General features: G+C 64.3%; 24 protein-coding genes and 2 pseudogenes. 3 read left to right on the top strand and 23 right to left on the bottom strand.

Going from position 1 to position 24,374, the window contains the following annotated elements:
• Positions 1–424: 424 nt before the first annotated feature.
• Genes ACO59D_RS06845 through ACO59D_RS06830 form a run of 4 tightly spaced genes read right to left on the bottom strand, consistent with a single transcriptional unit; the run spans position 425 to position 5,354 of the window.
• Positions 425–1,246 carry an ElyC/SanA/YdcF family protein gene (locus ACO59D_RS06845; RefSeq protein ID WP_485126343.1) on the bottom strand — a complete coding sequence of 274 codons (822 nt, stop codon included), beginning with the start codon at positions 1,244–1,246 and terminating at the stop codon, positions 425–427.
• 8 nt (positions 1,247–1,254) lie between these two features.
• Complete coding sequence (locus ACO59D_RS06840; protein ID WP_485126342.1) at positions 1,255–1,986, bottom strand: HAD family hydrolase; 732 nt, start codon at positions 1,984–1,986, stop codon at positions 1,255–1,257.
• A 2-nt stretch (positions 1,987–1,988) separates the two neighbouring features.
• Complete coding sequence (locus ACO59D_RS06835; RefSeq protein ID WP_485126341.1) at positions 1,989–2,882, bottom strand: glycyl-radical enzyme activating protein; 894 nt, start codon at positions 2,880–2,882, stop codon at positions 1,989–1,991.
• Between the two features lie 51 nt (positions 2,883–2,933).
• Entirely contained in the window at positions 2,934–5,354 is a 2,421-nt protein-coding gene (locus tag ACO59D_RS06830; RefSeq protein ID WP_485126340.1) for a glycyl radical protein, read from the bottom strand.
• Between the two features lie 128 nt (positions 5,355–5,482).
• Between ACO59D_RS06830 and ACO59D_RS06825 the strand changes: the two genes are divergently transcribed.
• On the top strand, positions 5,483–6,262 hold the full coding sequence (locus ACO59D_RS06825; protein ID WP_485126339.1) for a GntR family transcriptional regulator: 780 nt from the start codon (positions 5,483–5,485) through the stop codon (positions 6,260–6,262).
• Here the strand turns inward: ACO59D_RS06825 and ACO59D_RS06820 are convergent.
• The 10 genes and pseudogenes from ACO59D_RS06820 to deoC form a co-directional block, all read right to left on the bottom strand.
• Positions 6,259–6,606: a hypothetical protein gene (locus tag ACO59D_RS06820; RefSeq protein ID WP_485126338.1), complete on the bottom strand. Its 348-nt coding sequence runs from the start codon at positions 6,604–6,606 to the stop codon at positions 6,259–6,261. The two genes, ACO59D_RS06825 and ACO59D_RS06820, sit on opposite strands and share 4 nt — an antisense overlap.
• Positions 6,607–6,678: 72 nt before the next feature.
• Positions 6,679–7,512, bottom strand: a complete 834-nt coding sequence (locus tag ACO59D_RS06815; protein ID WP_485126337.1) for a PTS system mannose/fructose/sorbose family transporter subunit IID — start codon at positions 7,510–7,512, stop codon at positions 6,679–6,681.
• Between the two features lies 1 nt (position 7,513).
• Positions 7,514–8,371, bottom strand: a pseudogene (locus ACO59D_RS06810) (PTS mannose/fructose/sorbose/N-acetylgalactosamine transporter subunit IIC).
• Positions 8,372–8,416: 45 nt separating this feature from the next.
• Positions 8,417–8,911, bottom strand: a complete 495-nt coding sequence (locus tag ACO59D_RS06805; RefSeq protein ID WP_485126336.1) for a PTS sugar transporter subunit IIB — start codon at positions 8,909–8,911, stop codon at positions 8,417–8,419.
• A 70-nt stretch (positions 8,912–8,981) separates the two neighbouring features.
• Positions 8,982–9,440, bottom strand: a complete 459-nt coding sequence (locus ACO59D_RS06800; RefSeq protein ID WP_485126335.1) for a PTS sugar transporter subunit IIA — start codon at positions 9,438–9,440, stop codon at positions 8,982–8,984.
• Between the two features lie 369 nt (positions 9,441–9,809).
• Positions 9,810–10,748, bottom strand: a complete 939-nt coding sequence (locus tag ACO59D_RS06795) for a transketolase family protein (protein WP_485126334.1) — start codon at positions 10,746–10,748, stop codon at positions 9,810–9,812.
• Between the two features lies 1 nt (position 10,749).
• On the bottom strand, positions 10,750–11,580 hold the full coding sequence (locus ACO59D_RS06790) for a transketolase (RefSeq protein ID WP_485126333.1): 831 nt from the start codon (positions 11,578–11,580) through the stop codon (positions 10,750–10,752).
• A gap of 17 nt (positions 11,581–11,597) precedes the next feature.
• A complete protein-coding gene (locus ACO59D_RS06785) occupies positions 11,598–12,284 on the bottom strand; it encodes a transaldolase family protein (protein WP_485126332.1) in 687 nt (228 codons plus the stop codon).
• Positions 12,285–12,311: 27 nt separating this feature from the next.
• Complete coding sequence (locus ACO59D_RS06780) at positions 12,312–12,740, bottom strand: kinase/pyrophosphorylase (RefSeq protein WP_485126331.1); 429 nt, start codon at positions 12,738–12,740, stop codon at positions 12,312–12,314.
• A gap of 91 nt (positions 12,741–12,831) precedes the next feature.
• Positions 12,832–13,563 carry a deoxyribose-phosphate aldolase gene (gene deoC / locus ACO59D_RS06775; RefSeq protein WP_485126330.1) on the bottom strand — a complete coding sequence of 244 codons (732 nt, stop codon included), beginning with the start codon at positions 13,561–13,563 and terminating at the stop codon, positions 12,832–12,834.
• A gap of 172 nt (positions 13,564–13,735) precedes the next feature.
• On the opposite strand from deoC, the gene ACO59D_RS06770 reads away from it, so the two are divergent.
• Positions 13,736–14,518 (top strand): GntR family transcriptional regulator, encoded by a 783-nt coding sequence (locus ACO59D_RS06770; protein ID WP_485126329.1) that lies wholly within the window; start codon positions 13,736–13,738, stop codon positions 14,516–14,518.
• Between the two features lie 92 nt (positions 14,519–14,610).
• Here ACO59D_RS06770 and ACO59D_RS06765 read toward each other — a convergent pair whose 3' ends face one another.
• Complete coding sequence (locus tag ACO59D_RS06765) at positions 14,611–16,146, bottom strand: 2-isopropylmalate synthase (RefSeq protein WP_485126328.1); 1,536 nt, start codon at positions 16,144–16,146, stop codon at positions 14,611–14,613.
• Between the two features lie 862 nt (positions 16,147–17,008).
• On the opposite strand from ACO59D_RS06765, the gene ACO59D_RS06760 reads away from it, so the two are divergent.
• Positions 17,009–17,875, top strand: coding sequence for an SDR family NAD(P)-dependent oxidoreductase (locus ACO59D_RS06760; RefSeq protein WP_485126327.1), 867 nt, complete (start codon positions 17,009–17,011; stop codon positions 17,873–17,875).
• Positions 17,876–17,925: 50 nt separating this feature from the next.
• On the opposite strand, the gene ACO59D_RS06755 is transcribed toward ACO59D_RS06760, so the two are convergent.
• From ACO59D_RS06755 to ACO59D_RS06720, 8 genes and pseudogenes are all read right to left on the bottom strand, one after another.
• Positions 17,926–18,567 carry a DUF5028 domain-containing protein gene (locus tag ACO59D_RS06755; RefSeq protein ID WP_485126326.1) on the bottom strand — a complete coding sequence of 214 codons (642 nt, stop codon included), beginning with the start codon at positions 18,565–18,567 and terminating at the stop codon, positions 17,926–17,928.
• The gene (locus ACO59D_RS06750) at positions 18,564–19,217 is read right to left on the bottom strand and encodes an ABC transporter ATP-binding protein (RefSeq protein WP_485126325.1); all 654 of its coding nucleotides are present in this window, start codon (positions 19,215–19,217) and stop codon (positions 18,564–18,566) included. The genes ACO59D_RS06755 and ACO59D_RS06750 overlap by 4 nt, the downstream gene beginning before the upstream one ends.
• A complete protein-coding gene (locus ACO59D_RS06745; protein ID WP_485126324.1) occupies positions 19,214–20,110 on the bottom strand; it encodes a hypothetical protein in 897 nt (298 codons plus the stop codon). The genes ACO59D_RS06750 and ACO59D_RS06745 overlap by 4 nt, the downstream gene beginning before the upstream one ends.
• Positions 20,107–20,952 carry a hypothetical protein gene (locus ACO59D_RS06740; RefSeq protein ID WP_485126323.1) on the bottom strand — a complete coding sequence of 282 codons (846 nt, stop codon included), beginning with the start codon at positions 20,950–20,952 and terminating at the stop codon, positions 20,107–20,109. The genes ACO59D_RS06745 and ACO59D_RS06740 overlap by 4 nt, the downstream gene beginning before the upstream one ends.
• Positions 20,949–21,833 carry a hypothetical protein gene (locus ACO59D_RS06735; protein WP_485126322.1) on the bottom strand — a complete coding sequence of 295 codons (885 nt, stop codon included), beginning with the start codon at positions 21,831–21,833 and terminating at the stop codon, positions 20,949–20,951. Before ACO59D_RS06735 ends, ACO59D_RS06740 begins: the two co-directional genes overlap by 4 nt.
• A gap of 349 nt (positions 21,834–22,182) precedes the next feature.
• The gene (locus ACO59D_RS06730) at positions 22,183–23,001 is read right to left on the bottom strand and encodes a hypothetical protein (RefSeq protein ID WP_485126321.1); all 819 of its coding nucleotides are present in this window, start codon (positions 22,999–23,001) and stop codon (positions 22,183–22,185) included.
• A 49-nt stretch (positions 23,002–23,050) separates the two neighbouring features.
• Complete coding sequence (locus tag ACO59D_RS06725) at positions 23,051–23,512, bottom strand: hypothetical protein (protein WP_130810881.1); 462 nt, start codon at positions 23,510–23,512, stop codon at positions 23,051–23,053.
• 227 nt (positions 23,513–23,739) lie between these two features.
• Positions 23,740–24,285: pseudogene (locus tag ACO59D_RS06720) on the bottom strand (IS30 family transposase); the annotation flags it as partial.
• Positions 24,286–24,374 lie beyond the last annotated feature (89 nt).

Below are 24,374 nucleotides of genomic sequence, written 5' to 3'. Positions count from 1 at the left end.
GGCCCGCGCCGCCTCCTCTCCCCAGCTCACTTCGTTACGCTCGGAAGTCGCTGGTCGAGAGGGACAGCGCCGGCGGTAGCTCGACGCAGGCGTCTACTGAGAGAGAATCTTACTCGCAAGTCAATCGACGCGTCGCTTTTGTCCCCGCTTGGTAACGCAAGCCATGGCTCGGCTGCTTGCGAGACACCCCAAACTTGACGCCCCCAATGAGGAGTCCAGACACAGCCACCTTCTCATGGACCACTCCAGGCCTGGAACGACTGGCTTCTGCAACCTGTGTCGCCTCGGCGCCTTCGACACCGTTCTCCGCGACCGCGGGGATGGGGCGCGGACTATCCCGCAAGCTTCCGCTTCTGCGTATAAGAGCGGCCACAAGGTTGAATGGTACCGGGGAGTGGCGTCGGTACAGAGCTTCCCAGCAACCTCATGCGTTCACCGATGCGAAGGTGGGATTGGCAACGCGGACGGAGCCCGGGTAAGCCGCGCGCAGGCGCTCCCAAGCGACGCACACGCTCGCGGGTACCTCCACGTGAGCAATGAAGCCAGTGCCGCACGGGCCATAACCATGCTCGTCATCGGTGAGCCGTGCGACCTCGCCCATGAGCAGCGACAGGTAGTGACCCATGTCCCACATGCCCAGAAGGTCTCGGTCGTAGGCAAGCTCTTCTCCAGCCTCCCCCACGCGCGCAACGACTTTGGGATAAGGGCTCGCATAGTTCACGCGGCGGACGCCTGGCATCTCCTTCTCAATCTGTGCGGACATGCGCCGCTGCATTGTGGCGTCATGCACGATGACCATGCTCCTGCAGGAAACGCCTCGCTCGGCGAGAAGCGCACGGAGGTTCACCACGTTGGCCCCGCAGTTGGTGGACGCCGTCTCCAAGAGGTCGGCCGCAAGGCCGTGGCGCGTGCGCAGGTACGCATCGAAGACCTCGGCCTCCGAGGCGCCGTCGGCAAACTCCACGTCTGGGCAGAGCCCCCGTACGCTCGCGCGGAATGCCGGCGTCGTGTGGCCCGCACCACCCACGAGAGCGTAGGTCCGCGCGATTCCGGCGCGCATCCCCGCAGCGAGCTCGTCCGCCCCAGCAAGAATCGCCCCGCCAAAGAGCACGGCAACGTCCGCCTGCGACTTGCCGAGCACACGCTCAAGCTCACCGGGTACCAGCGCCTTTACGTCGCGCACGGCAACGAAGCCGGCGATCTCGTTCATGTCACGTGCCACCTGTGTGAGGCTCTTCTCGCCCATGGCACGTCTCACTTCCGCTCGTCGCATGCACAGGAGCCCAGCAGCACCTGTCGCAGCTCCACCACCGAGTCTGCAACCACCAACGCACCGACAGCCTCCAACTCGGCCGGCTCGGCAGCGCCACCATACGTCACGCCAACGCAGGGCACGCCGCAGGCTCGCGCGGCCTCCGCATCGAAGCGACGGTCGCCCACCATGACTGCATCCTCGGCAGAGACGCCCAGCTCGACGAGCACGCTGCGGATTGCATCCTCCTTGGAGAGGGACCCTTCCGCGTCCTTGCCCACGAGCGCGTCGAAGAGCCCCGCCACGCCGCAGTCGTCAAGTGCCGCCTCTAGGAACGTCTGACGCTTCGAGGACGCCACCGCGAGCCGCCGCCCCGCCGCACGCAGGTCAAGCAGCACGCCCGTCATCCCGTCAAAGAGCGGCCATGCGTCAGGCCCCAGCCGCTCGTAGCGGTCGCGATAGTCTGCTGTCACGGCTGCCGCCTCGGCGTCCGTCAGGTCGTAATACATCGAGAAGGCCTGCGGGAACGGCGGCCCCACCACACAGGACACGTCGCCCAGCTCCCCCTCGGGAACGCCGTGGGCTAGAAGCGCCGCGCGGGCCGTGGCAGTGATGCCACCCACCGTGTCAGCGAGCGTCCCGTCGAAATCAAAGATGACCACGCCTCGGCCCGAGACATCCGCATCAGCAGCGCCTCGAGTCCCAGGCTCCCTCTCGTCAGAGCCGGCGTCCATGACTACTCCTCCGCTACGTCCACGGCAAGACCGAGCTCGTCTGCCATCCGACGAATCTCCGCGATCTTCTCCACGCTCACGCGCGCTCCAGGCCCCAGCGGATAGTCCCGCCCGAGCGCGCGATATTTCCCCAGGCCCAGCTCGTGATAAGGCAGTACGTCCACTCGTTCGGCGTGGCGCAGCGAGGCAACCAGCTCCAGCCGGCGGCGCAGGTCATCCGTCTGGTCGTTGCAGCCGCCCACCACCACAAGGCGCACCCACAGGCGCTGCCCCAGCTCGTCCAGCCGACGCAGGTTCTCCAGAATGAGCTCGTTTCCCGTCCCGGTCCAGCGCCGGTGAAGCTCGGAGTCGGCCGTCTTCACATCAAAGAGCATAAGGTCGCACACGTCCGCCGCCTCGCGCATGGTCTCCCACGGCACGCTTCCGCAGGTGTCGATCGCGCACGAGACGCCCTCCGCACGCAGGCGGCGCACAAGCTCCAGCACGAACCCCGCCTGCGCGAGCGGCTCTCCCCCGCTCACGGTGACGCCACCTCCGCTCTCGTCATAGAAGTCACGGTCGCGCAGCAGGGCGTCCAGCGCCTCATCCACTCCCATCCAGTGGCAGCTTCGCTCGTACGCATCGAAGCGGCAGACCCCGAGGCACGCCTCCTTCATGCGCGATCGTTCTGCGTGCGCACCGTCCTCGCACACCTCGATCGTGGGATCCACCCGCGCACACGCCCCACAACGCTGGCAGCGCGCCCGGAAGTAGAGCACCTGCTCGCGCGCGACCATGCATTCCGGGTTGGCGCACCACGCGCAGCGCAGCGGGCACCCCACCATGAAGAGCGTGCTTCTCAGGCCCGGACCGTCCTTCGTGGAGTAGCGCTGGACGCTCGAGACAAGACCGCGCATGCCCCCTCCTTCTCGATAAAGACCCGACGCTCGAACCGAGTCGCCACAGCCCTACAGGCGGTTCTCCGTCCGCGCGATGATGGCCTCCTGCGTCTGCGGCATGAGCGAGACGAACTGCGCGCAGTAGCCCGCCACGCGGACGATGAGGTCGGTGTAGTTCGTCGGGTCCGCCTGTGCCTCGCGCAGGACCTTGCTCGAGACCACGTTGAACTGGTCGTGATAGATGCCCTTCTTCTGCGAGACGCGCAGGAAGCTCACGAACTTGTCGAGGTTCTCGTCGCCAGCAAGCGACTCCGGGATGAAGCGCATGTTAAGGAGCTGGCCCGCGGCCACCTTGGCGTTGGGGAGCTTGGAGACGGAGTTGATGACCGAGGTGGGTCCGCACGTGTCCGTGCCCTGCGTGGGCGAGCAGCCCTCGTTCAGCGGATCGCCGGCGAAGCGACCGTCCGGCGTGGCCCCCACCACAAAGCCGTTGGGGACGTACGAGGTGATGTTGCTCGTCGACATGGTGTAGCAGCTCACCTGCGGGCCTTGGCCGTACCGAAGCGTCTTGTAGCCAGGCAGCAGCTCGAGGTAGGAGTTAAAGACGTCAGCCACGATCTCGTCGACCTCGTCCATGTCGTTGCCGAACTTGGGGCAGTGGCGCACGAGCTGGTGGATCCGCGCGGCCTCCGGGCCCTCCCAGTTGGCACGCAACGCGTCCATGAGCTCGTGGAAGCTCACGGCCCCCTCATCAAAGACGAGACGCTTGATGGCCATGAGGGAGTTGCCCACGACACTCGACCCGATGTTGGACTGAGAGATCACGTCGTAGCGGCAGCCGCCCTCCTTGAGCGTCTTTCCAAGCTTCATGGAGTCCTGGATGAGAGAGCTCGCGAAGGGGTCGGCGTCGTAGGTCACGAGCTGCGCGTCGCAGGTGGCGTCACACTCAACCGCGATGTCGGAGTAGAACCTGAGGAACCTCTTCCACGTGGCCCACAGCTCGTCGTAGGAGGCGAAGCTCGACTCCCGCTCGTCCCCCTCGTTCACGGAGATCATGCGAATGCCCGTCTTGGGGTCGTAGCCGTTGTAGAGCAGGCACTCGAAGACCTTGCCCCAGTTGACGTAGGTCATGCCCGTGGCACGGTGACCGTACTTGCCAGGAACGCCCGTCTCCACGCAGCCGATGGGGCAGTAGTCGAGTGCGTCCTCGCGCGGAATGCCCAGGTCCTCCAGCCCCTTCACTGCCACGGCGTCGTTGAACATCGAGGGCATGCCGCAGCCCGTGCGGATGAGCTTGGCGCAGGCAGCGAGGTACTCGCGCGGGGAGTCTGCGTCGTAGCGCGCGGAGAAGTTGGGCTCGGCGAGCGAGGTCAGGTTCATGGCCTCGATGCAGAGGTAGGAGAGGTCGTTGGTGCCGTCCACGCCGTCCGGGCGGTAGCCGCCCACCACAAGGTTGGAGTAGAGCGGATAGCCTTGCGAGAAGCGCGTATGACCGTAGGGGCGCACCTTGTTGGCAGAGGAGTTCATGATGAACATGTGGGTCACGATCTCGAGGGCGCGATCGCGAGTGAGCGCACCGGACGCGAGGTCCGCCTCGTAGAGCCTCAGCATGTACTGGTCAAAGCGGCCGTAGCAGAAGGAGTGGCCATTGCTTTCGATCATCTGGAGCAGGTGGACCATGTAGCATGCCTCGGCGCCCTCCCAGAAGCTGCGCGCCGGTCCCTCCATCATCGTGGCCGCCATCTCGGACATCTGCGCGAGCTCGGAGGCGCGCAGGGGGTTCTCGCACGTCGCGGCCAGTTCGCCGAGCAGAACGGCATAGCGCTTGAAGAAGTCGAGCGCACCCTCCATAGAGATGCGCACGGACTCATAGAAGCTGCGCTGGTCGTCCGTGAGCGTCGGGTCCGCCAGGCGCTCCCCCGCCTCGTCGGCGAAGCTCCTCAGGCCACGTGCGAGCAGCATCTCGTGATCAGGCACGATGTGGCCGTCACCGCTCATGGAGATGCCGCCTCGATGGATGATACCCTGCCTCTCCGCCAGTCGAATCTCGTCCGTGAGCGTGGCCTCCACGGCGTCCGAGTGAGTGTTGCCGTGCCAGTACGGCGCAATCTCGCGCAGCGCGTCCTTGGTTGCCTCGTCAATCTGGAAGACGTCGCCCTCGCGCAGAGCAAACTCGTCCAGCTCGTCGATCACCCAGTCGATGGAGTACTCGGGATAGATCGGCGCACCGAAGTTCCTGCTCGACATGTTGCCAAAGATGAGGGAATCGTCCTCGACGTAGATGGTCATGTTGCGCAGCGTGTGCGCGAAGGCCTTGGCCTTCCGGACGATGTAGGGCTCGCCCTCCGTCTGCTTGAAGGACTCCGTGTAGAGCACCGCACGCTCGGGGCAGATGCTCGCCACGCGCTTCTCCATGCGATGCTGAAGACGACCCGTGCGCTCCCAGTCCACGTCCTTGTCCTCAGGCTGGTAGAAGAGAAACGGCTTCATAGCAACTTCCTCTCGGCTGAACCCGCATATCGTTACCATAAGAATACCCGGCCTCATGCGGGTAGACCGCAGAAGCCCAAAATTGTATTCTATGTACCATACATTAATCACTTTAGAAAAAGGATGCCATGGAAGCGCTCTCCCTCATCACCCAGAGACCGCTCGATGAGACCTCCGAGGTCCCGCTCTACCGCCAGCTCGAGGGCCGGCTTCTCTCGCTCATCGCCTCCCACGCCCTGGATGACGAGCCCCTTCCCACCGAGAAGGACCTCTGCACCGCGCTCGGCCTCTCGCGAGCGACTGTCCGGCGCTGCTTCGAGGACCTCGTCGAGCAGGGGCGCGTAGTGCGCAGACGCGGGCGCGGCACCTTCGTCACGAGAAGCACGGAGAACGGCCACGCGGATGTCTCCCTCAACTTCACCAAGCGCATGGAGGCGCTCGGACGCGTACCGACCTCGCGCGTGCTCGACCTCTCGACCGTGCCGGCACATGCGGACCTCGCTCGCTGGCTCGGCGTCGCCGAGGGCACTGAGCTCTGGCGCGCCGAGCGCCTGCGCCTCGCAGACGACGTCCCCATGGAGCATCACGTCGCCTTCGTCCCACGCGCGCTCTGTCCCGACCTCACGAAAGAGCGGCTCGCCTCCTCGCTCTACGCTCGCATCGCCGAGGAGTCGGGCGTGCTCCCCGCCACGGCAGAGGCCACGATCGAGGCCATCACGCTCGACGAGGCCGATGCCGAGCGCCTGACCGCTCGTCCAGGTGAGGCTGCGCTGCGCACCAGACGAATAACGTTCGATGCAGACGGGAAGCCCTTCGAGGCGGTCACGATCCTCTCGCGCGCGGACCACAACCGCATCATCGTCCACATGGGCGCCACCGCGTCGACGTTTTCCACGGAGAGCTTCTAGCGGTCCCCCGCCGCCCTGCCCTGCGCCTCGATGACGTCGAGGATGGCCATGACGTTCTTGCGAGCGCGCGACGTTCCCACGGCGAGAAGGGCGGCGCAGGGCGCACTGATGACGAGAAGCGCCACGCCGGTCACAACCGCCACCTGGCCGAGACCGCCCGAGAGGCCATAGCCCACGAGCAGAGTGCCGACGGCAAGCCCGGAATAGGCGAGGCGCTTCCATGTGTCCAGGCGATGGATTGCACGCACCTGTACGTCTGCCTCCTTGACCAGCGGGTTGTTTGACTCGCGGATCTTGCGGCGGAACTCGGACTCTGGCCTTGTGACCCTCTTGCGGCGTGCCACAGGCGCGCCCCCTCTCGGATGAATCGCAGGATGAGAAGGGGACGCCCGCGGCAGACGCCCCCAGGGGAGACCCTAGTACGAAAGCTGCGGGTTGAAGAGGCCCACGAGGACGCCCAGGAAGGCGATGCCCACGAGGATGAGCATGACCGTGGTGGCAGAGAGCTTCCTCTTGGTCATGAGCCACCAGCACAGCCACACGAAGGCCACGTTGAGCAGCCCCGGGTAGATGCTGTCGAGCGTGTCCTGCAGGACGAGGCTCGAGGTATCGGAGAACGTGATGGTGAGCGGCGTGGTGATGGTGATCCACGTGGCGGCCACGGCACCGATGACCATGGTGCCCACCATGACGATGGAGCTGCGCAGCGCCGCCGATGACGGACCGACGAGCGCCTCCACGGCGTTCTCGCCGAGCGCGTAGCCCTGGTCATAGGCGAACTTCATGCCAAACTGGATGATGAGGTTCCACGCCACGATGTAGAAGATCGGGCCAAGGATGTTGCCGCCCGTGGAGAGCCCGAGCGCGATGCCCAGCAGGATGGGGATGAGCGTGCCCACGATGAGCGAGTCCCCGAGACCCGCGATCGGACCCATGAGGCCGGCCTTGATGCCGACGATCGTGTCGTCGTCGATGGGCTCGCCGTTGGCGCGGGCCTCCTCGAGCCTCACCGTGAGGCCCACGATGATGCTGCCCAGCTCGGGTTCGGTGTTGAAGAACGTGGTGTATGTACGCAGCGACCTGACCTTGTCCTCCTCGCTCTCGTAGAGCTCGTCAATGACGGGGATCATCGACATGAGGTAGCCAAATGTCTGCATGTGCTCGTAGGTGAAGCAGGTGTTGGAGCACTGACTCCAGCGAAGCCATGACGAGAAACGCGCCTTCTTGGAGACCCTCTTGAGCTCAGCCATGTTAGATGTCCTCCTCTTCCTCTTCGTCGTCGCCGGGGGAGGCAAGAACGGGTCGGGCGTTCTTGACGGACTGGATCTGGTAGTTGATGAGCGCGAAGAAGCACGCGATCAGCGCCGAGGCGATGAGGTTGCAGCTCATGACCGCGGCGAGCGTGAAGCCCAGGCCGAAGCTGAGCCAGTCGAGCGGCTTGGCGATCATCTGCTTGCACAGGATGGCCACGCCAACGGCGGGTAGCAGCGACCCCACAGTGAAGAGGGTCTTCATGGGGATGCCATCCATGGGTAGGTAGGTCTGGATGACCCCCACGATGCTCGCGCCGGCAAGGTTTATGAGCACGGTGGGAAGGAACGAGAAGACCACGTGGCTGAGTGCAGGGAAGGCCACGTTCACGAGCGGGATGGTACGCTTGATCTGGGCCCAGTTGCCCTTCTCGATGACCTTCCAGCCGATGCTCTGCCAGATGAGGTTCATGTAGGAGGTGGCGTAGACGAGAATCGTTCCGATGGTGCCCACGGCGGCACCGAGCGCGGCGGCGAGGCCTGAGGCCTCAGCGGACATGGGGTCGAGGCCCTGCGCGCGGATGGAGAGCATGGCGAGCGGGATGCCGATGAAGTTGATGGCGCGCACGTCGGCCGAGACGGCGCCGCCCGGCGTGACAAGGGCGATGTAGACCACTTAAATGGCGGCACCGATTATGATGCCAGTCTGGACGTCGCCGAGGATGATGCCCACGATGAGGCCGCCGACGAGGGGCCGACCGATCGTGTAGTTGCCGACAGGATAGCCGGCGAGGGGGATGAACGATCCCAGGCATGCGAAGATGCCCAGCAGGATTGCCTGGAACAGGCTGATTTCCATATGGATACCTCCTTCTTCAGATGCTTCCAGTGGCAGGGGCTGGGGTTAGAGCCCGAACTTCTCGCGCAGGGTGCTCCAGTGGCCAATCGCGGCCTCCTTGACGAGCGCGAACAGGATGTCGTAGCCAGCCTCCGAGATGGCCTCGAACGCCTCGGCCTCCTCCCGCGTGATCGACTGGTTGTTGCCGAGCCTGACGGTGCCGGGGCGATCGGACTGCGGACCCACGACGACGGTCCTCACCTCGGAGGGAACAAACCCCTCGTCCACGAGGATCCTCTTCATGTCGAACGGGCTCTTCGTGATGAGGAAGTAGCGCGAAGCGCTCTCGATGACCTGCCGGCGCTTCTCGAGGAAGTGCTCCATGGTCCAGACGAAGACCTTCTTGTCCGGGGCGGCACCCTTGAAGGCCTGTCTGAGAACCTTGTTCGACGCCGCGGCGTCGTTCACGGCAATGATGCCGTCGCAGGGGTACTCCATCGACCAGCGGGTGACCGTCTGTCCGTGCACGATGCGGTCGTCTACACGTACGAACGAAATCATTGCTTGGCTCCAATCCTTGCTGCTTGCTGGTAGCGGATCTGTGACACGCCCGGCTAGGGACGACCCTGGCTCAGAGCTCCTCGTCGTCCTCGTCCTCCCCCTCGTCTTCGGCGAGCATGTCTTCGAGGGAGAACTCGGAGACGGCCTGCCGGCCCCACTCCACAATCACCTCCCCCATGGAGTCAGCGTCGAGGCCCCCGTCGATGCCCTCGCTCATGGCCGCCATGACCATCGCGAGGTTGAGGCCTCCAAAGGCACGCGTGGTGCCGAGAAGACCGCGCTCGTTGATGACGTTGAGCGCGGTGGTGAGGGGGGAACCGCCGATAAGGTCGGCAAACACCCAGAGGCGATCTCCCGCCTTGACGTGGGCGACTTTGGCGCGGACGCGTTCTGCGTAGACATCGACAGCCATGCCGTCCTCGAGGCTGACGCTCATGAGGTCGTCCCTCTCGCCAAAAAGCATGCGCATGACGCTGTGGACGCCCGGTGCCATGGTCCCGTGGCTCACGAGCAGAAGGTAGTTCTTCACGTTCGACCCCTCTCCCTGATGTATTCTTCGTCATGTACTCTACATTCAGTACAAGTAGTACATTTAGAATATTGGGGTGGGAGCTGAGTGGCTTCCAGGCCGCATGTAAAATCTGTAAGTACTGGATATTGAATACATATCGACGGCGAACGGTATGAATTCGGCCGCGAGCGCGGATGATGGGAAAGACGATGCATTCACGCTCTCGATGAGGAGCGTTTCTTCGGCTTGGGTTGTCTGCAAGTCCCTGTTGAAAGAATGGCCACCCCGCCACCCGTCCTCCTGCTGGACGAGTGGCGGGGTGGCCTTCCCGATAGATGTGCGGCGAGTTGGAGGTCACCACGCCACAGGGTGCCGTTGCGCCCGAGTCTATGCGAGCATTCCCTCAACGGCGGCGACGATTCCCGCCGCATCGAGGCCGTACTTGTGGAGCAGGTCCACGGCCGGCCCGGACTCGCCGAAGACGTCGTTCACGCCCACCTTGCGCACGGGCACGGGGTCATCGGCCAAGGCTGCCAGCACGGCATCACCCAGGCCGCCAATCACGGAGTGCTCCTCGGCCGTGACAACACGCCCGGTCTTGGCCGCGGACGCGCGCACGAACTCCTCGTCGAGCGGTTTGATTGTGTGAATGTTGATGACCTCGGCGGAGGTGCCCCTCTTGGAGAGCTCGTCAGCGGCGGCGAGCGCCTCCGCCACCATCAAGCCCGTTGCCACGATGGTGACATCGGCGCCCTCGCGCAGGACGACGCCGCGACCGAGCCTGAACTCATAGGTCTCCGGGTCATTCACCACGGACACCGCAAGGCGGCCCAGTCGCACGTAGAACGGCCCGTCGGTCTCGTAGGCCGCACGAATCGCGGCCTTTGCCTCTATGTCATCAGCCGGCGAGACGACCGTCATGCCCGGAATCGCACGCATCAGGGCGATGTCCTCGTTGCATTGGTGGGTGGCACCGTCCTCTCCCACCGAGATGCCGGCATGCGTGGCGCAGATGTTGACGTTGAGGTGCGGGTAGCCCACAGAGTTCCTGATCTGCTCGTAGGCGCGTCCCGCGGCAAACATCGCAAAGGTCGAGCAAAAGACCTTGTGGCCCGCTGCCGCGATTCCCGCGGCAACGCCCATCATGTTGCCCTCGGCGATGCCGCAGTCAATGAAGCGGTCGGGGTACGCGGCCTTGAACTTGCCTGTCTGGGTCGCGGCGGCGAGGTCGGCGTCGAGCACCACGAAGTCGTCCTTCTCGGCTCCCAGCTCCACGAGCGCCTCGCCGTAGCTCTGGCGGGTCGCGATCTTCCTCACACCTGCCATCCTAGAGCTCCTTTCCCGCAGCATCGAGCGCGGCGAGAGCCTGTTCGAGTTGTTCGTCGTTGGGGGCCTTGCCGTGCCAGCCGACCTGCCCCTCCATAAAGGGCACGCCCTTGCCCTTGACGGTCTCTGCCACGATGCACGTCGGACGGCCCTTCATGGAGCGCGCCTCCGCAAATGCGGCTCGGATCTGTGTCATGTCGTTGCCGTCCGCGAGCTCGACCACATGGAACTTGAAGGCGCGGAACTTGTCCGCGATGGGCATGGCGGAGTTGACCTCCTCGATGGTGCCGTCGATCTGCAGGCCGTTGTGGTCCACGACCACGCAAAGGTTGTCGAGCCCCAGGTTGCCCGCGAGCATCGCGGCCTCCCAGACTTGACCCTCCTCGAGCTCACCGTCGCCGAGAATCGCATAGACGCGGTGCGGCTCACCCCAGTGCTTGGCAGCGAGCGCCATGCCCACGGCAGCGGAGACGCCCTGACCGAGGGATCCGGTGGACATGTCCACGCCCGGTGTGTCGTTCATGTTGGGGTGACCCTGCAGGCCACTACCCACGTGGCGCAGCGTAAGCAGCTCCTCCCTAGGGAAGAAGCCACGCTCGGCGAGCGTCGCGTAGAGGCCCGGAGCAGCATGCCCCTTGGAGAGCACGAGACGGTCGCGGCCCTCCCAGCGGGGTTCCTCGGGTCGCACGTCCATCTCCTCGAAGTAGAAGTACGTGAGTATGTCCGCCGCGGAGAGCGAACCGCCGGGGTGGCCGGACTTGGCTGCATGGGTTGACCGCACGATGCCCTTGCGTACCTCGATGGCAACGCGCGCAAGCTCGTTGTCTGTCATCTCAAGCCTCCTCCTCGCTACTGTGCCGCAACGACCTTTGCCCAGTCGGCATCGAAAGAGGCCATGCCGGCATCGGTGAGCGGATGGCGCACGCACTTCTTGAGCGCGGCAAACGGCACGGTGGCAATGTCAGCACCGAGCAGCGCCGCCTGGGTCACGTGCCAGGGCGTGCGGACCGAGGCAGTGATGATCTCCGGACCACCTTCCTCTTCCCAGTAGCCGTAGTCGAAGTTCTTGACGGCGGTGACCACGGTCTCGAGCTGCGCCAGGCCGTCCTCGCCCGTGTCGTCAAAGCGGCCCACGAACGGGCTGATGTAGCGGGCGCCTGCGCGAGCGGCGAGCAGGGCCTGCGGCGCGGAGAACACGAGCGTCATGTTGACGCGAATGCCCTCGGATGCAAGCTGGTGGGTCGCAGGCAGGCTCTCCTCACAGATGGGAAGCTTGACCACGATGTTGGGCGCCAGCGCGGCGAGTCGGCGGCCCTCCTCGATCATGCCCTCGGTGGTCTTGGCCTGGGACTCGGCAGAGACGGGCACGCTCTCACCGACGATCTCGCAGATCTTGACCATGTGCGGCTCAAAGTCCGCGAGCTTGCCACCGGTCTTGGCGTAGAGGCTCGGATTGGTAGTAACACCGGAAAGGATGCCCCACTCAGAAGCGGCCTTGATGTCGTTCAGGTCAGCGGTATCGATAAAGAACTTCACTGCTCTTCTCCTTCTCCCTTGGTCCTCTTAGCCAAGCTTGTCCGCATTGATCATGCGTGTGTTCACGACTTCCCGCTTGACCACAAGACCCGGCGTGTTCTGCGGCTCCTCGTCCAACAGGCGCTCGACGATGCTCATTGCGGGTCCGAGCAAGTCGACCGAAGCGATGCCGCGACGATTGAGCTCGTCTCGGATCTCCGAGCGCAGACGCTCGTCGAGCACCGTGTGGAAGACGGCCGTCTTCTCCGGATCTGGCACGTAGCGATCCAGGTAGCGACGCACTTGACCGACCGTGCTCACCCGGGCGAGCGTGCTGATGCCAACTCGCTTGTACGAGAACTGCACGACGGCAGAGCTCACCACCTCGCGTGCCGTCGTGCCGCGGGAGTCAGAGATGACGTGCAGCGTGAGGAAGTCCGGGGCGGCTTCGTGGGCATCATCGGTCTTCTCGCTCATGGTCGTACCTTTCTCAAACGTGGGTGAGCTTATACAAGGCGCGGGGCCGGATTGGGGGTACCGGTCCCGCGCACGTGCGGAATCTCAGGCGCTATGCGAGGTTCTTGGCCTGAGCGGGCGTGCAGTCCAGGACGACCGGGGTGGAGCGGAAGCCAACGCCCATGCGATCGATGCCCATGTCGATGAGCTCGAGGAAGTGCTCACGGGTGCGGATGCAGCCGGAGCCCTTGACCTTGATCTCGCCGTTAGCGGCATCCATCATGAGCTTGACCACGCGGGGGCTCGCGCCCTCGTGCTCAAAGCCGGTGACGAAGCCCGTAGAGCTCTTGATGAAGTCGGCGCCGGCCTCGACGGCACAACGGGTGCCGTCGATGATCTGCTCGTCGGTCAGGGTCTCGGTCTCGATGATGACCTTCACCTCGGCGCCGTGCTTGTGGCAGACCTCGACGACCGGCTTCAGGTCCTCGACGACCTTGTCGTGAAGGCCGGAGCGCAGCCAGCCGAAGTTTGCCACGATGTCGAGGTCCTGGATGTTCCACCTGGAGCAGTACTCCTCGGCGAGCATGGCCTTGGCCTCGGTGGTGGCGAGGCCAAAGGGAAAGTCGCAGACGACGCAGAGGCCGGTGTCGGTGCCCTCGACCATCGGAGCAACGATGGGCAGGCTGGCCGGATTGATGCAGATGGTAGCGCAGCCAAAGTCGATGCCCTCCTGGGCGTACTTCTTGATCTCGTCGACGGTGAACTCGGGCTTGAGGACGGACTGGTCGATGTAGCGGGCGAGCTCCTTGACGCTCATCTCGGCGGCCTTCTTAGTGGGCTTCATGACGCTTCCTTTCTCTCTGCCCCGCGGGGCACCAATTGGCTTGTTCACCTTGTACAGTATCTTCTGTACTTGATGTGATTACAGAATACGGGCCGCGGGACATCGGTGGCACGATAATCTCAAATTGACTACTATGTACAGCACATATAGTATCTATCTAAGGAGAAGAACCTTGGACACCCTCTCCACCCTCGCGCGGGAGCCGCTCGACCCTAACTCCCCCACCCCGCTCTACCAGCAGCTCAAGGACAGGATCTTGCAGCTCATTGCCACGCGCGCCTTTGACGAGGAGACGCCGCTTCCCAAGGAGCAGGACATCGCGCAGGTGCTCGGCCTCTCGCGCGGCACGGTGCGCCGCTGCTTCCAGGACCTGGTGGATGACGGCACGGTCGTGCGTCGACGTGGCCGAGGCACCTTCGTGGCGTGGCCCGGAGACGCGCACACGCTCGAGACGGCCTTCAACTTCACCGCGGAGATAACCGCACTCGGCATGACGCCCTCGTCACACGTTCTGAGCCTCCGAAGGCGCAGGGCGCGTTCGGGCATCTCAAAGCGCCTCAAGGTACCAGACGGAACAGAGGTATGGGAGATTCGCCGCATCCGACTGGCAAACGACAGGCCCATGCAGTACGTGACCGCCTTCGTTCCTTGCTCCGTATGCCCGACGCTACGCGCCGAGAGCCTTGTGAGCTCGCTCTACTCGCTTATCGCCGAAGCTTCGGGGAAGATGCCGGCGCGGGCGGAGGAAATCTACGAGGCAGTCAATCTGGACGCCTCTGAGGCGCGCGGGCTGGGTGTAGAGCCCGGAACCGCGGCGCTGCGCATCCTACGCACCACCTTCGACCAGCACGGACAGCCCTTCGAGACCTCCGTCATCGTGCTTCGGGCAGACCGCAACCGCTTCCGTGTCACACTCGACACGGGTGGCGCGAAGTTCGCCAAGCTCACCCAGTGAGCGAGCGGCAGTGCGAGGTACTCCTCAGCCAGTAACTTCTGAGCGAAGCGAGGTGAGCTGGCGAGAAGTACCTCGCCGCCGGCGCCGGCTGACTACTTGCCCTCCTTGGAACGGGTGGTCTGGATCATCCGGTTGATGGCGTTGACGTAGGCCTTCGCGCTGGAGACCACGATGTCGTTGTCCGCGCCGCGGCCGGTGTAGACCTTGCCGTCCTCGGCAGTGATGCGCACCGTGACCTCGCCGATGGCGTCGATGCCGCGCGTGATGGCCTTGACCGAGAACTCCGCGAGGTCGCCGTGGACGGCGACGACCTGGTCCACGGCCTTGTACGCCGCGTCGACGGGGCCGGTGCCGGTGGCACACGTCACGTGCCTCACGCCCAGCTCGTCCGTGATGGTCGCCGTGGCGGTGGGCACCAGCGGGTCTCCGCAGGAGACCTGCAGGGCGTCCAGCACGTAGACGGCCGCCACCTCGCGCTGGCGCTCCTGCACCATGGACTCGAGGTCCTCGTCGTAGACTTCCTTCTTCTGGTCTGCGATCTCGAGGAAGCGGTTGTAGATCTCGTCGAACTCGTCGTCCTTGAAGGAGTAGCCCAGCTCGGCCAGGCGGTGACGCAGCGCGGCGTGGCCAGAGCGCGCGGAGAGGATGATCTCCGAACCGGCGGCACCCACGTCTGCTGGGTCGATGATCTCGTAGGTGTCGCGGGCCTTGAGCACGCCGTCCTGGTGGATGCCAGAGGAGTGCGCAAAGGCGTTGGCACCCACGATGGCCTTGTTGGCCTGCACGCTCATGCCCGTGATGCGGCTCACCAGATGGCTTGCGCGCGTGAACTCGCGAGTGTTGACGTCGGTATGGGCGTCCAGCTCGTCGCCGTGCATCTTGATGGCCATGACGACTTCCTCGAGCGCGGTGTTGCCGGCGCGCTCGCCCAGGCCGTTGATGGTGCACTCGATCTGCGTGGCGCCGTTCTTGACGCCAGCCAGCGCCAGCGCGGTGGCCATGCCAAGGTCGTTGTGGGTGTGGACGCTGATGGTGACGTTCTCGATACCGCGCACGTTGTCTGCCAGGCCCCTGATGCGCGCGCCAAAATCGTCCGGCATCTGGTAGCCCGTGGTGTCCGGAATGTTCACGACGGTCGCGCCGGCGTCGACGGCGGCCTGGATCACGCGCTCCAGGAACTTCTGGTCTGCGCGGCCTGCGTCCTCGGCGTAGAACTCGACGTCCTCAACGTACTGCTTGGCATACTTCACGCAGTGAATGGCGCGCTCAACGCACTCGTCCTCGGAGATGCGCAGCTTGTCGCGCAGGTGCTGCGGCGAGACGCCCAGGCCCGTGTGGATGCGCGGGCGCTTGGCACACTTCAGCGCCTCGGCCGCGCGGTCGATATCCTTGTCAACGGCGCGCGTGAGGCCAACCACCACGGCGTCGTCACCTGCGAGGCGGCCAACCTCCTGCACCGAGCGGAAGTCGCCCGGGGACGAGATGGGAAAGCCCGCCTCGATAACGTCTACGTGCAGGCGAAGCAGCTGCTGGGCAATGACGAGCTTCTCCTCGGTGTTCATGGAAGCGCCGGGCGACTGCTCGCCATCGCGCAGGGTTGTGTCGAAGATTGCGATCTTGCGGGTCATTGCTACCTCCATTGGACATGGGACCTGGCACTGGTACCGGTTTGCCTTGGGATGGTGGCATGACACACGACAAGACCCAGCTGCCGCTGTCCCAAGGCGGGACGCGAACGCAAGCTGGGTCTAATGATACCTGCTGGACCTCGGACCTAGCGTGCGCTCGCGCACGTAAGCTCTAGGCCGAGTAGATCGAGGGCGAGAAGATCCACATACCGTGTGGTGCCGCGCATGCGCATGTGCTCTCCCCTCGTCGTTGGGACCACCGGACGTGGCCGATGGGATTACTGTGGCACACACGGAGCCGCGGTGGCGACGTCGTTTGCAATCCGGTAGCGCAACGGAAACATTGGGGGCGCGGGGGGGGTGGCAGCGGCCCCGGCAGCGAGAGGCCTCTCTCCAAACCGCCAGCACAAGGTCGAGGGACGTTCTCGATGGCGAGAAATGCCCGACGTGAGTGCGCATGAACGGAGAAATCTGCCACAAACGACCTTCTGGGAGCACCCACTGGCGAGAAACCCGGGTCGTGCGTACGCACAACCCCCACCCGCTGCCAAGCTCCTCTCGCCTAACTGGGCAAACGTGGGAGCGCCGTCAAAAATGCAGGGTCATGCGTACGCACCACCCCTAACTTTTGACAGATCGGGTGCCCCGGGGCCGCCCACTGGCGAGAAACCCGGGTCGTGCGTATGCATAACCCCCATCTTTTGCCAGACGGGTTTTCCGGAAGGCCGAAATCGTCAGGGGTTCCCAATCGCCCAGCAACCGGACAGTCCTTCCCCAACTGACAACAGATATGACAAACGCCCAGGCCGCGTTCTCGTATCATCCCGCGCGGATAACGAAGCGCGGAGACGGGAGGCAGTGCGTGGGCAGAGTTCACGTGGTCACAGGCGGTGGTTCGGGCATTGGACGCGCGGTTGCAGAGGCGCTGCCTCGCGAGGATACCGTGGTCATCACGGGCCGAACCCTGGCCAAGCTGGAAAGGACGGCAGGGACCCTCAACGAGAAGGGCCGCCACATCGTTGCTGCCACCTGCGACGTCTCAAGCCGGGAAGAGGTGCGTACCCTTGCCGAGAAGGCCGCTGGTCTCGGCAGCGTTGCGACGGTCATTCATGCGGCGGGCATCTCGGGCTCGATGGGGACGCCCGAGAGAATCATACGCATAAACGCACTGGGCACGGTCTACGTGAACCAGGAGTTCTTCAAGGCGATGGACGGCGGCGTAATTGTGGATGTGGCCTCGAACTCGGGCTACATGCTACCCCGTGCGATGATTCCCCGCCGCTCCTACCCCCTTGCGCTCTCCGACGAGAACGCCTTTGTCAGGCGCCTGGTGCGTCGCGCAAGCGTCATGCACAACAAGGCCGTCGACCCGCAGATGGCATACATGATCTCGAAGAACTTCGCACGCTGGTACTCCGCCGGCTGCGCGCTCAAGTACATGCGCCAGCGCGGCATCCGCGTCTTCTCCGTGAGCCCCGGTTATGTGGAGACCCCCATGACCGAGAAGGAGAAGGGCAAGGCGACCGACATCCTGCTCTCCTACACCGGCCCCAAGCGAAGTGCCAGGCCCGAGGAGCTGGCCCACCTCATTGTGAGCCTTGCCGACGAGCGCTGCGGCTACCTCATGGGCACCGACGTCCTGTGCGACGGAGGCAGCATCGCGGCTGGATACAAGCTCACCGTGGCAACCAGCGAGAAGAGACGGCCCCCGGAGGGTGGCCGCTGGTAGCGCTCTCGGTGCGGGAGCGCAGGGCGAGCGAGAGCCGCGACCTGCGCCGCCTACTCCGCATGGACCCGAATCATCTTCCTCACGGGCGCTCGCGAGATGAGCAGCGTGAAGTCCGTGTCGGTCACCTCGGTGAAGTAGGCCTTCTCGACGCTGTTGTAGACATACGGGATGTGGGCAACGTACTCGGTCCCCGGACGTATGCTCACCTGCATGCCAACGCCGCGCTGGGTCTGCGGCCACAGGGCGGCGTCGTTCATGATGTCGGCAATCAGGTACTCGTTGCCCCGTGCCGGCACCAGGACCATCTGGAACGCGTCCAGCACGCCATCGCTGTTTCCCTCGTTGCGTATGTGAAGCTCAACGTCCACCACGCAGTGGGCGTCACCGTGGGTTCCCGCAGGCTGGGCCGCCACATCGGCGTCCTCCGTGCGATACGTCTCGACAAACTCGTCGTATGTCATCAGCTTGGCGCTCTGGACCATGAGGGAGTAGCCATTGGTGTTCTCCTGCGAGTCGATCTGGAACGCCCCATCGAGGCTCGCCCATTCTCCCTGGTCGTAGTACTCGTTTGGAATCTGGGGGAGGTTGGTGTTCACCCAGTATATGCGGGCGGCGAGGGCCGCCACCGCAACTGCTGCCACAACGGCTATGGCCACCTTGCGCACACGCCCCGCGCTGCGTTCACGACTCATGCCTGCCCCCTCTCCTCCGCGTTGCGCACCTTGCCGAATGCCATGTGGTACACGCGCGTGGCAACGGCATCGATGAAGCTCGCGTCGTGGCTCGACACGAGGAGCGCCACACCCCTCTCCCGCTCCTCGCCGATGATGCGCACCAAGAGCGCCGCGCCATCCTCGTCCAGCGCGTTTGTCGGCTCATCCAAGACGAGGAGCTCCGGCGCCTCCATGATTGCCATGGCAATGCCCAGCCTCTGCCGCATGCCCAGCGAGAACTTGCGCACCGGCTTCTTGCTTGCGGGGTCCAGCCCCACACGCTCGATCGTGCGGCGCAGGTCGTCCTTGGAGGCTACGCCACGTATGGAGGCCAGAAGGCTCAGGTTGTCCAGCGCGTTGTAGCCGTCGAGCAGGGCCGGCGTCTCGATGAGCAGGCCCACGCTCGGTGGAAACGAGACCTCGCCCCAGAGCCTCTTGCCCGACACTTCCACGGTCCCGGAGTCCGGCCGCACGAGGCCGCACACGACGCGCATCGCCATGGTCTTGCCCGACCCGTTCTCCCCCTCAAGGCATGCGACCTCTCCGGAGCCAACGGAGAAGCTCACGGAATCCAGCACCTGCTCCGGCCCTATCTTCTTGCAGACGTCACGCACCTCTACGTAGCTCATGAACGACTCCCTCCCAGGTAATCGCGGCGCAAGACCACAACGAGCGGCAACAACGAGAACAACAGGCAGCTTGCGGCTGCCGGCAGGAGCGCCTGCCCTGCCTCAATGCCCGGCAAGAGCATCCCTTCCCTTATCTCCACGGGGTAGGCGACGGTGAACACCGTGCTTCTCGCTGCCATCATGAGGTTGCCGGGAAGCACGGGCGACATCACGAACAGCGACCCCGTTACCAGCGCAACCGCAACGAGAAAGGCAACGCGCACGCCCGTGACCTGCGAGAGCGCAAGCTGCCCCAGGCAGATCGCGAGCGAGGTGACCACGGCGAGGGCAACGCCCGCCCCCATGTCGTAGGGGGCCTCGGCAAGCGTGGCCCGTTCCATCGGCAACAGGTCGGGGAGCCAAGGGGATGCCTGAAGGGTCAAGCCTCCGTTGGCCAATGCCGTTGCCACGGCGCAGCACGCCATGACGGCGCCCCAATAGAGCAGGCACTCCGCCACCATCGCCACGACATGCCCAAGCCAGAAGGACCACCTGCTACCAACTGCCACAAGGCAGGCATCGAGGTAGCCGTCCTCCCTCGCAACGGTCACAGAGAGCACGCACGGCAGAAGAACGACCGTGAGCCACCCAAAGGGAATGTTCAACGGGCGCATCTCCGTGGGCTGCGATCCATGGGGGTAGGGCTGAGAGATGCCGGCCATCACGCTCACCCAGAAGTCACCCATGCTGGGAGGCGTGGCAACACCCGCCATCTGCACGCGAAGGGCGAGCGAGAGGCACAGGACGCCAGAGATCACCAGGCCGCCCACGCAGACCGCGGCCAACTCCCTGCGAGACGACCACAGCACCGCCCTCGCAGTCCACAGGGCTAGCCAGGCAAGACGCCCACTCATCGCCTTGCCCCCTTGCCCCTGATGCCAAGATCCAGCCTCGAGAAACGCAGCGCGCCAACAAGCACCATCACCACGGAGGGCACGATAAGCACGGCCAACCCAAGCACAGGCGAAAACGCCGGGCCGCCGTCAGGCGAGAGACCCGTGCCCAACGGGGAAACCCTGCATGCCATGAGGAACGACCCTGGAAGCGGAACGGCCGGCGCAAGCGCGGACGCCGCGAGCACCGCAACCGCAAGCCCAAATGATGCAACGCCACCCGCCCAGAGCCCAACCACCAGCTCGAGCAGGCCGAAAAACACCGCCCCCAAAAGTCCCAGTCCGAGATAGGACAGCACGTCTCCCATCGTGCACCCCGGCGCGACAAGGCCGAGCGATATGTCCTGTATCGACTCTGGGGAAAGCGTGGGGGCAAGCCCCGCCAGTACAGACCACATAAGGCAGGCGGCAATCATGAGGATGTAGGTCAGGACGGCGAGCAGCGCAGCAGTACAAGCGTAGGCCACCCAAGCCCCGCATCGGCTGCCGGCGGCAACGATCCCCTGATCAAATTCCCCTGTACCCTGGATATCTATGAGGGCCATCACGCTCACAGTGCACCATACGGACATCCATCCCGCAGCGGGCAATGACGGATGGCCCATAAAAAGCCACAGCACGGCATCACCAAGGCTTGCCGTGCCGGCCCAATCGTATGCTTGCCGAATAAACTGCATCCGGCCAAGCATGGAGAGCATGGAGAACCCCACAACCAGGACGGATACGGCAGGTGCCAGGAGCAGCCTGACGCGGCGACGCCCCATGAGCGCATGCATAAGGCGGATGGGCCTCCGGACTCTCATAGCAGATCTCTCTTGCGGAGCACGACTGGGGGGACAATCGAAAGCACGACCAGAGCCAGTACGGTTGCAACCAGAGCCGGTCTGCTTCCGGTGCTGGCGCGCACGGACACCGTAGGGAGCACTTCTAGGGACAGCATCGCGGCGTACGAGTACTGAGCGTATGCTTGGGTATACATTGTGATTTGGTCACCAATGAACGCAAGAACGTGCAGGGACAGATAAGAGACAACCAGAGACGGCAGGTAGCTCCCCACCAACATCGATAGCGCCGCCACCACTGTTGCCCAGAGGCCACCCAGCGCCCCCGCGACGAACGTCCAGAGGATGCAGAACGCTAGGGGGTTGTTATAGAAGAGGCTCGAGAACGGCGTCTGCTCCCACACCCTCGCATACAACCCATCGCTTATCCAAGCGGGCATCGCTGGCTCGATGCAGAGGTTGCAGAGAAGATTCACTGCATACGGCACCGCAATGATCGCAAACCCAGTCAAAAACACCGCAATCCACTTCGAGACGACGGTCGCACGGCGACCCGCCCTCACGCACTCCTGCTCGATGAGTCCCGACCTCATCTCCGCAGTCCACGTCCAAGCATAGGGAACGGCGGCAAGAATCGGCCACACCATGAAAAAGATGCCGGAGGGCAGATCAATGTTGTAGAGAGGCATCCAGAGCGAATAGGCGCCAACCGTCGAATACCCTACCTCCTTTCGCTGCCAATCGACGATGGCCATCTCAAGGGTCGAGAAGAAGAGCTCTGACCTCACGATGGCAGTCCAGACCGCAAGGAGCACGCCAAACGCCAGCGCTATCCAAAACCAAGGGTTTCTTCCGAAAGCCTTGCGTAGCTCCATGTGCGTGGACGATTTGAGACTGCTCATGACGCGTCACCTCCTATAAATCTATGGACTCTGTGACCCCGAAGGAGCGAGAGGCAGGTCTCTTGCCTCCAGATTCGTGTAGATCCGTAGCCAACTGATGGTTGATTGTTGTATTGCTCAGGATGACCGCCCCTCCCCTAATCGAAGGGGCGCGCAGCAAACTCACTCCTTCACTGCGCGCCTTTCGCGTTGAGCGCTAGTTGAGGGACGTGTGCCACGGCTCGTTGGAATCGGGGCTCCAGACGCCACAAACGCGTGCTGCTCGGTGGAAGTGGATGGCGTTACTCGCGGCAATCTCCAAACTCTCGAAACGTGACCAATATGACCGGAGACCGGCCCGGTGCGGTGCCTACGAGGCGCTCCCCTCCGTGGCGTCCTGGGCGGGGCCCAGCTCGACGACGGGGAGCCCCGACGTGTCATAGGTCTTGCCCATTGGATCAACAACCAGGTAGTAGGACGCGTCCCTGTTGTGCGACTCATCCTTGTCGTCTCTGCCAAACACCTCGTAGCCCAGGCGGACGTCAGCCGACGCCCCCTGGGGGACCCACGTGTAGCCGCTCGCCTTGTCGCTCTGGTAGACGAGGCCCTCGACCCCCGGGGCGTCGTGCTCCAGCAGATCGGCAAGCGATTCCACCGCCAGGGACCCGCCGGTCGTCGGGGCCAGCTCGAACATGGTGAGGGGGAGGGAGTCCGCACCATCGATGCTTCTCACCGACTCCCTGCACTGGGCGTCCACGTTCTCGATGTGGAGCGTCACCACGATGACGCCCCGCCCGCTGGACGGATCGGCGATGTACGGGAACTGCGCGGCCTCCGCCGACGGGTACCACACGGGCTTGGAGGCGGTGACCCTCATGGTGCCGTACCACGGGAGGGAGTCCTCAAAGCTCCCCGTGTCCCCGCTATCCCAGCCCCGTGCGGTCTCGCGCTCCTCGTAATACCTTCCCGTCAGGTCGAAGGCCTCGCCGGCCTGGTACGACCAGCCGGGGTCGACCTCGTACGACCAGCCGTCGGACTCCCCCGCCTCGCCACCCTGGCCCCCCGGGGCCTGCGTGAGGGCCCGGTACGCCCCCGGGGCGTACGCGACGGCCAGCGCCGCAACGAGCACGGCGGCCACGGCGATGGCGGCCACCGTCCCTCGATTGACTCGCTTTGCCCTCCGGGCCATGGCTCCTCCTCCGGCGCGGCGGCGCGCGTGCGCCGCCGCGGCAGCTTCGTTAGTTGAGGGACGTGTGCCACGGCTCGTTGGAGTCCGGGCTCCATGCGCCGTAGACGTATCCGGAGCCGTCCGGGGACATGGCGGTGAGGCGCGCCCAGCTCTCGCCGTTCTCGTGGACGTAGTTGTGGATCACGAAGTAGCCCTTATAGTACGCGGTGGCAACCCCGCCACGCGTACGGTTGGTGGCGTGCCCGTCGTACGAGGTGCTGCCGTCGATGTAGAAGTTGACCCGGTTCATGTCGAGGTCGTCAATCCTGAGGAAGCAGACCGAATCGGTATACTTGCGCCGCCATTTCTCTCCCTGAGTGGCATATGTGCCGGAGAAGTAGAAGTCATAGGGAGAGTTATCGGTGTTGCCCGCCGCAAGGGCGGGGGTCGCGGTGAGCAGGACGGACGCGAGCGCTATCTGGAGGCCCAGCAGGACGCTTGCTGCTCGGTGGAAGTGGGTGGCGTTACTCATGGTCTCTCCTAACTCTGTCCGATTGGCCGAAATGGCTAACGGCTAGCCTGGGAACAACCTATCACCAGCCTCAGGGCATGCACCCTTATACAGGCGAGCGCTCGATTCTCTCCCGTAAGCGGATGCTCCGTACCAAATACCGTATTTTGAGAGCAGCATTTGAGTCCAGTCCATGTACCCCAGATATCGATTTCATGTTTGACGGCTAATTAATATCGCTTGAATTCTCAAAGCAAGTGCAACGCCTCGCCGTGGTATACCTCCCAGGGGCACCTCCACCCCAGGCGCTTGCGTGGCCTGTGGTTGAGGTCATCATACGCCGCCGCCACCTCCTCGTCGCTGACTCCCGACAGGTCCGTGCCCTTCGGGAAGTACTCCCTGAGGAGGCCGTTGGTGTTCTCGTTGGTCCCCCTCTGCCATGGGTGGTGGGGCAGGCAGTAGTAGATGGGCGCCCCGAGCGCCGCCTGCATCCCCGAGGCGTCCGCGAACTCGACGCCGCGGTCCAGCGTGAGGGTCCTGACGGGCCCGCCGGCGAGCGCGCCCACCACGACGGGGCCGACGTCGCCGCTGGAGCCCGAGGCGGCCTTGCCGCCCGCGAGGTAGCCGCTCCTGCGGTCGACCTCCGTGACCAGGCGCGGGCCGCCCGCCCTGCCGACCACGGTGTCGCCCTCCCAGTCCCCGATGCGGGAGCGGTCCCCCGCCTCCGCCGGGCGCTCCGAGATCTCGTGCGTGGCCCTCAGCCTCCCCCTCCTGTCGACGGACCCCCTCGGGTGCCTGCGCTTGTGTTATGTCAATAGCTCTTGAGCGAAAATCTCATCGGGATTTGAGCGGAATTCTCACCTGAATTGAGCGGGCCCTGCTC

It is taken from the genome of Tractidigestivibacter sp. (genome assembly GCF_057241865.1).
Note: the sequence above shows the minus strand (reverse complement) of the source record. Positions and strands in the feature narration are given on the sequence as shown.

Bases quoted from the DNA above. Each gene is read 5' to 3' on its own strand.
- ACO59D_RS06845 (WP_485126343.1), bottom strand. From the start codon at position 1,246: ATGGGCGAGAAGAGCCTCACACAGGTGGCACGTGACATGAACGAGATC.
- ACO59D_RS06780 (WP_485126331.1), bottom strand. From the start codon at position 12,740: ATGAGCGAGAAGACCGATGATGCCCACGAAGCCGCCCCGGACTTCCTC.
- ACO59D_RS06815 (WP_485126337.1), bottom strand. From the start codon at position 7,512: ATGGCTGAGCTCAAGAGGGTCTCCAAGAAGGCGCGTTTCTCGTCATGG.
- ACO59D_RS06830 (WP_485126340.1), bottom strand. From the start codon at position 5,354: ATGAAGCCGTTTCTCTTCTACCAGCCTGAGGACAAGGACGTGGACTGG.
- ACO59D_RS06750 (WP_485126325.1), bottom strand. From the start codon at position 19,217: ATGAGCTACGTAGAGGTGCGTGACGTCTGCAAGAAGATAGGGCCGGAG.
- ACO59D_RS06735 (WP_485126322.1), bottom strand. From the start codon at position 21,833: ATGAGCAGTCTCAAATCGTCCACGCACATGGAGCTACGCAAGGCTTTC.
- ACO59D_RS06790 (WP_485126333.1), bottom strand. From the start codon at position 11,580: ATGACAGACAACGAGCTTGCGCGCGTTGCCATCGAGGTACGCAAGGGC.
- ACO59D_RS06725 (WP_130810881.1), bottom strand. From the start codon at position 23,512: ATGAGTAACGCCACCCACTTCCACCGAGCAGCAAGCGTCCTGCTGGGC.
- ACO59D_RS06805 (WP_485126336.1), bottom strand. From the start codon at position 8,911: ATGATTTCGTTCGTACGTGTAGACGACCGCATCGTGCACGGACAGACG.
- ACO59D_RS06745 (WP_485126324.1), bottom strand. From the start codon at position 20,110: ATGAGTGGGCGTCTTGCCTGGCTAGCCCTGTGGACTGCGAGGGCGGTG.
- ACO59D_RS06765 (WP_485126328.1), bottom strand. From the start codon at position 16,146: ATGACCCGCAAGATCGCAATCTTCGACACAACCCTGCGCGATGGCGAG.
- ACO59D_RS06730 (WP_485126321.1), bottom strand. From the start codon at position 23,001: ATGGCCCGGAGGGCAAAGCGAGTCAATCGAGGGACGGTGGCCGCCATC.
- ACO59D_RS06740 (WP_485126323.1), bottom strand. From the start codon at position 20,952: ATGAGAGTCCGGAGGCCCATCCGCCTTATGCATGCGCTCATGGGGCGT.
- ACO59D_RS06825 (WP_485126339.1), top strand. From the start codon at position 5,483: ATGGAAGCGCTCTCCCTCATCACCCAGAGACCGCTCGATGAGACCTCC.
- ACO59D_RS06755 (WP_485126326.1), bottom strand. From the start codon at position 18,567: ATGAGTCGTGAACGCAGCGCGGGGCGTGTGCGCAAGGTGGCCATAGCC.
- ACO59D_RS06795 (WP_485126334.1), bottom strand. From the start codon at position 10,748: ATGGCAGGTGTGAGGAAGATCGCGACCCGCCAGAGCTACGGCGAGGCG.
- ACO59D_RS06835 (WP_485126341.1), bottom strand. From the start codon at position 2,882: ATGCGCGGTCTTGTCTCGAGCGTCCAGCGCTACTCCACGAAGGACGGT.
- ACO59D_RS06840 (WP_485126342.1), bottom strand. From the start codon at position 1,986: ATGGACGCCGGCTCTGACGAGAGGGAGCCTGGGACTCGAGGCGCTGCT.
- deoC (WP_485126330.1), bottom strand. From the start codon at position 13,563: ATGAAGCCCACTAAGAAGGCCGCCGAGATGAGCGTCAAGGAGCTCGCC.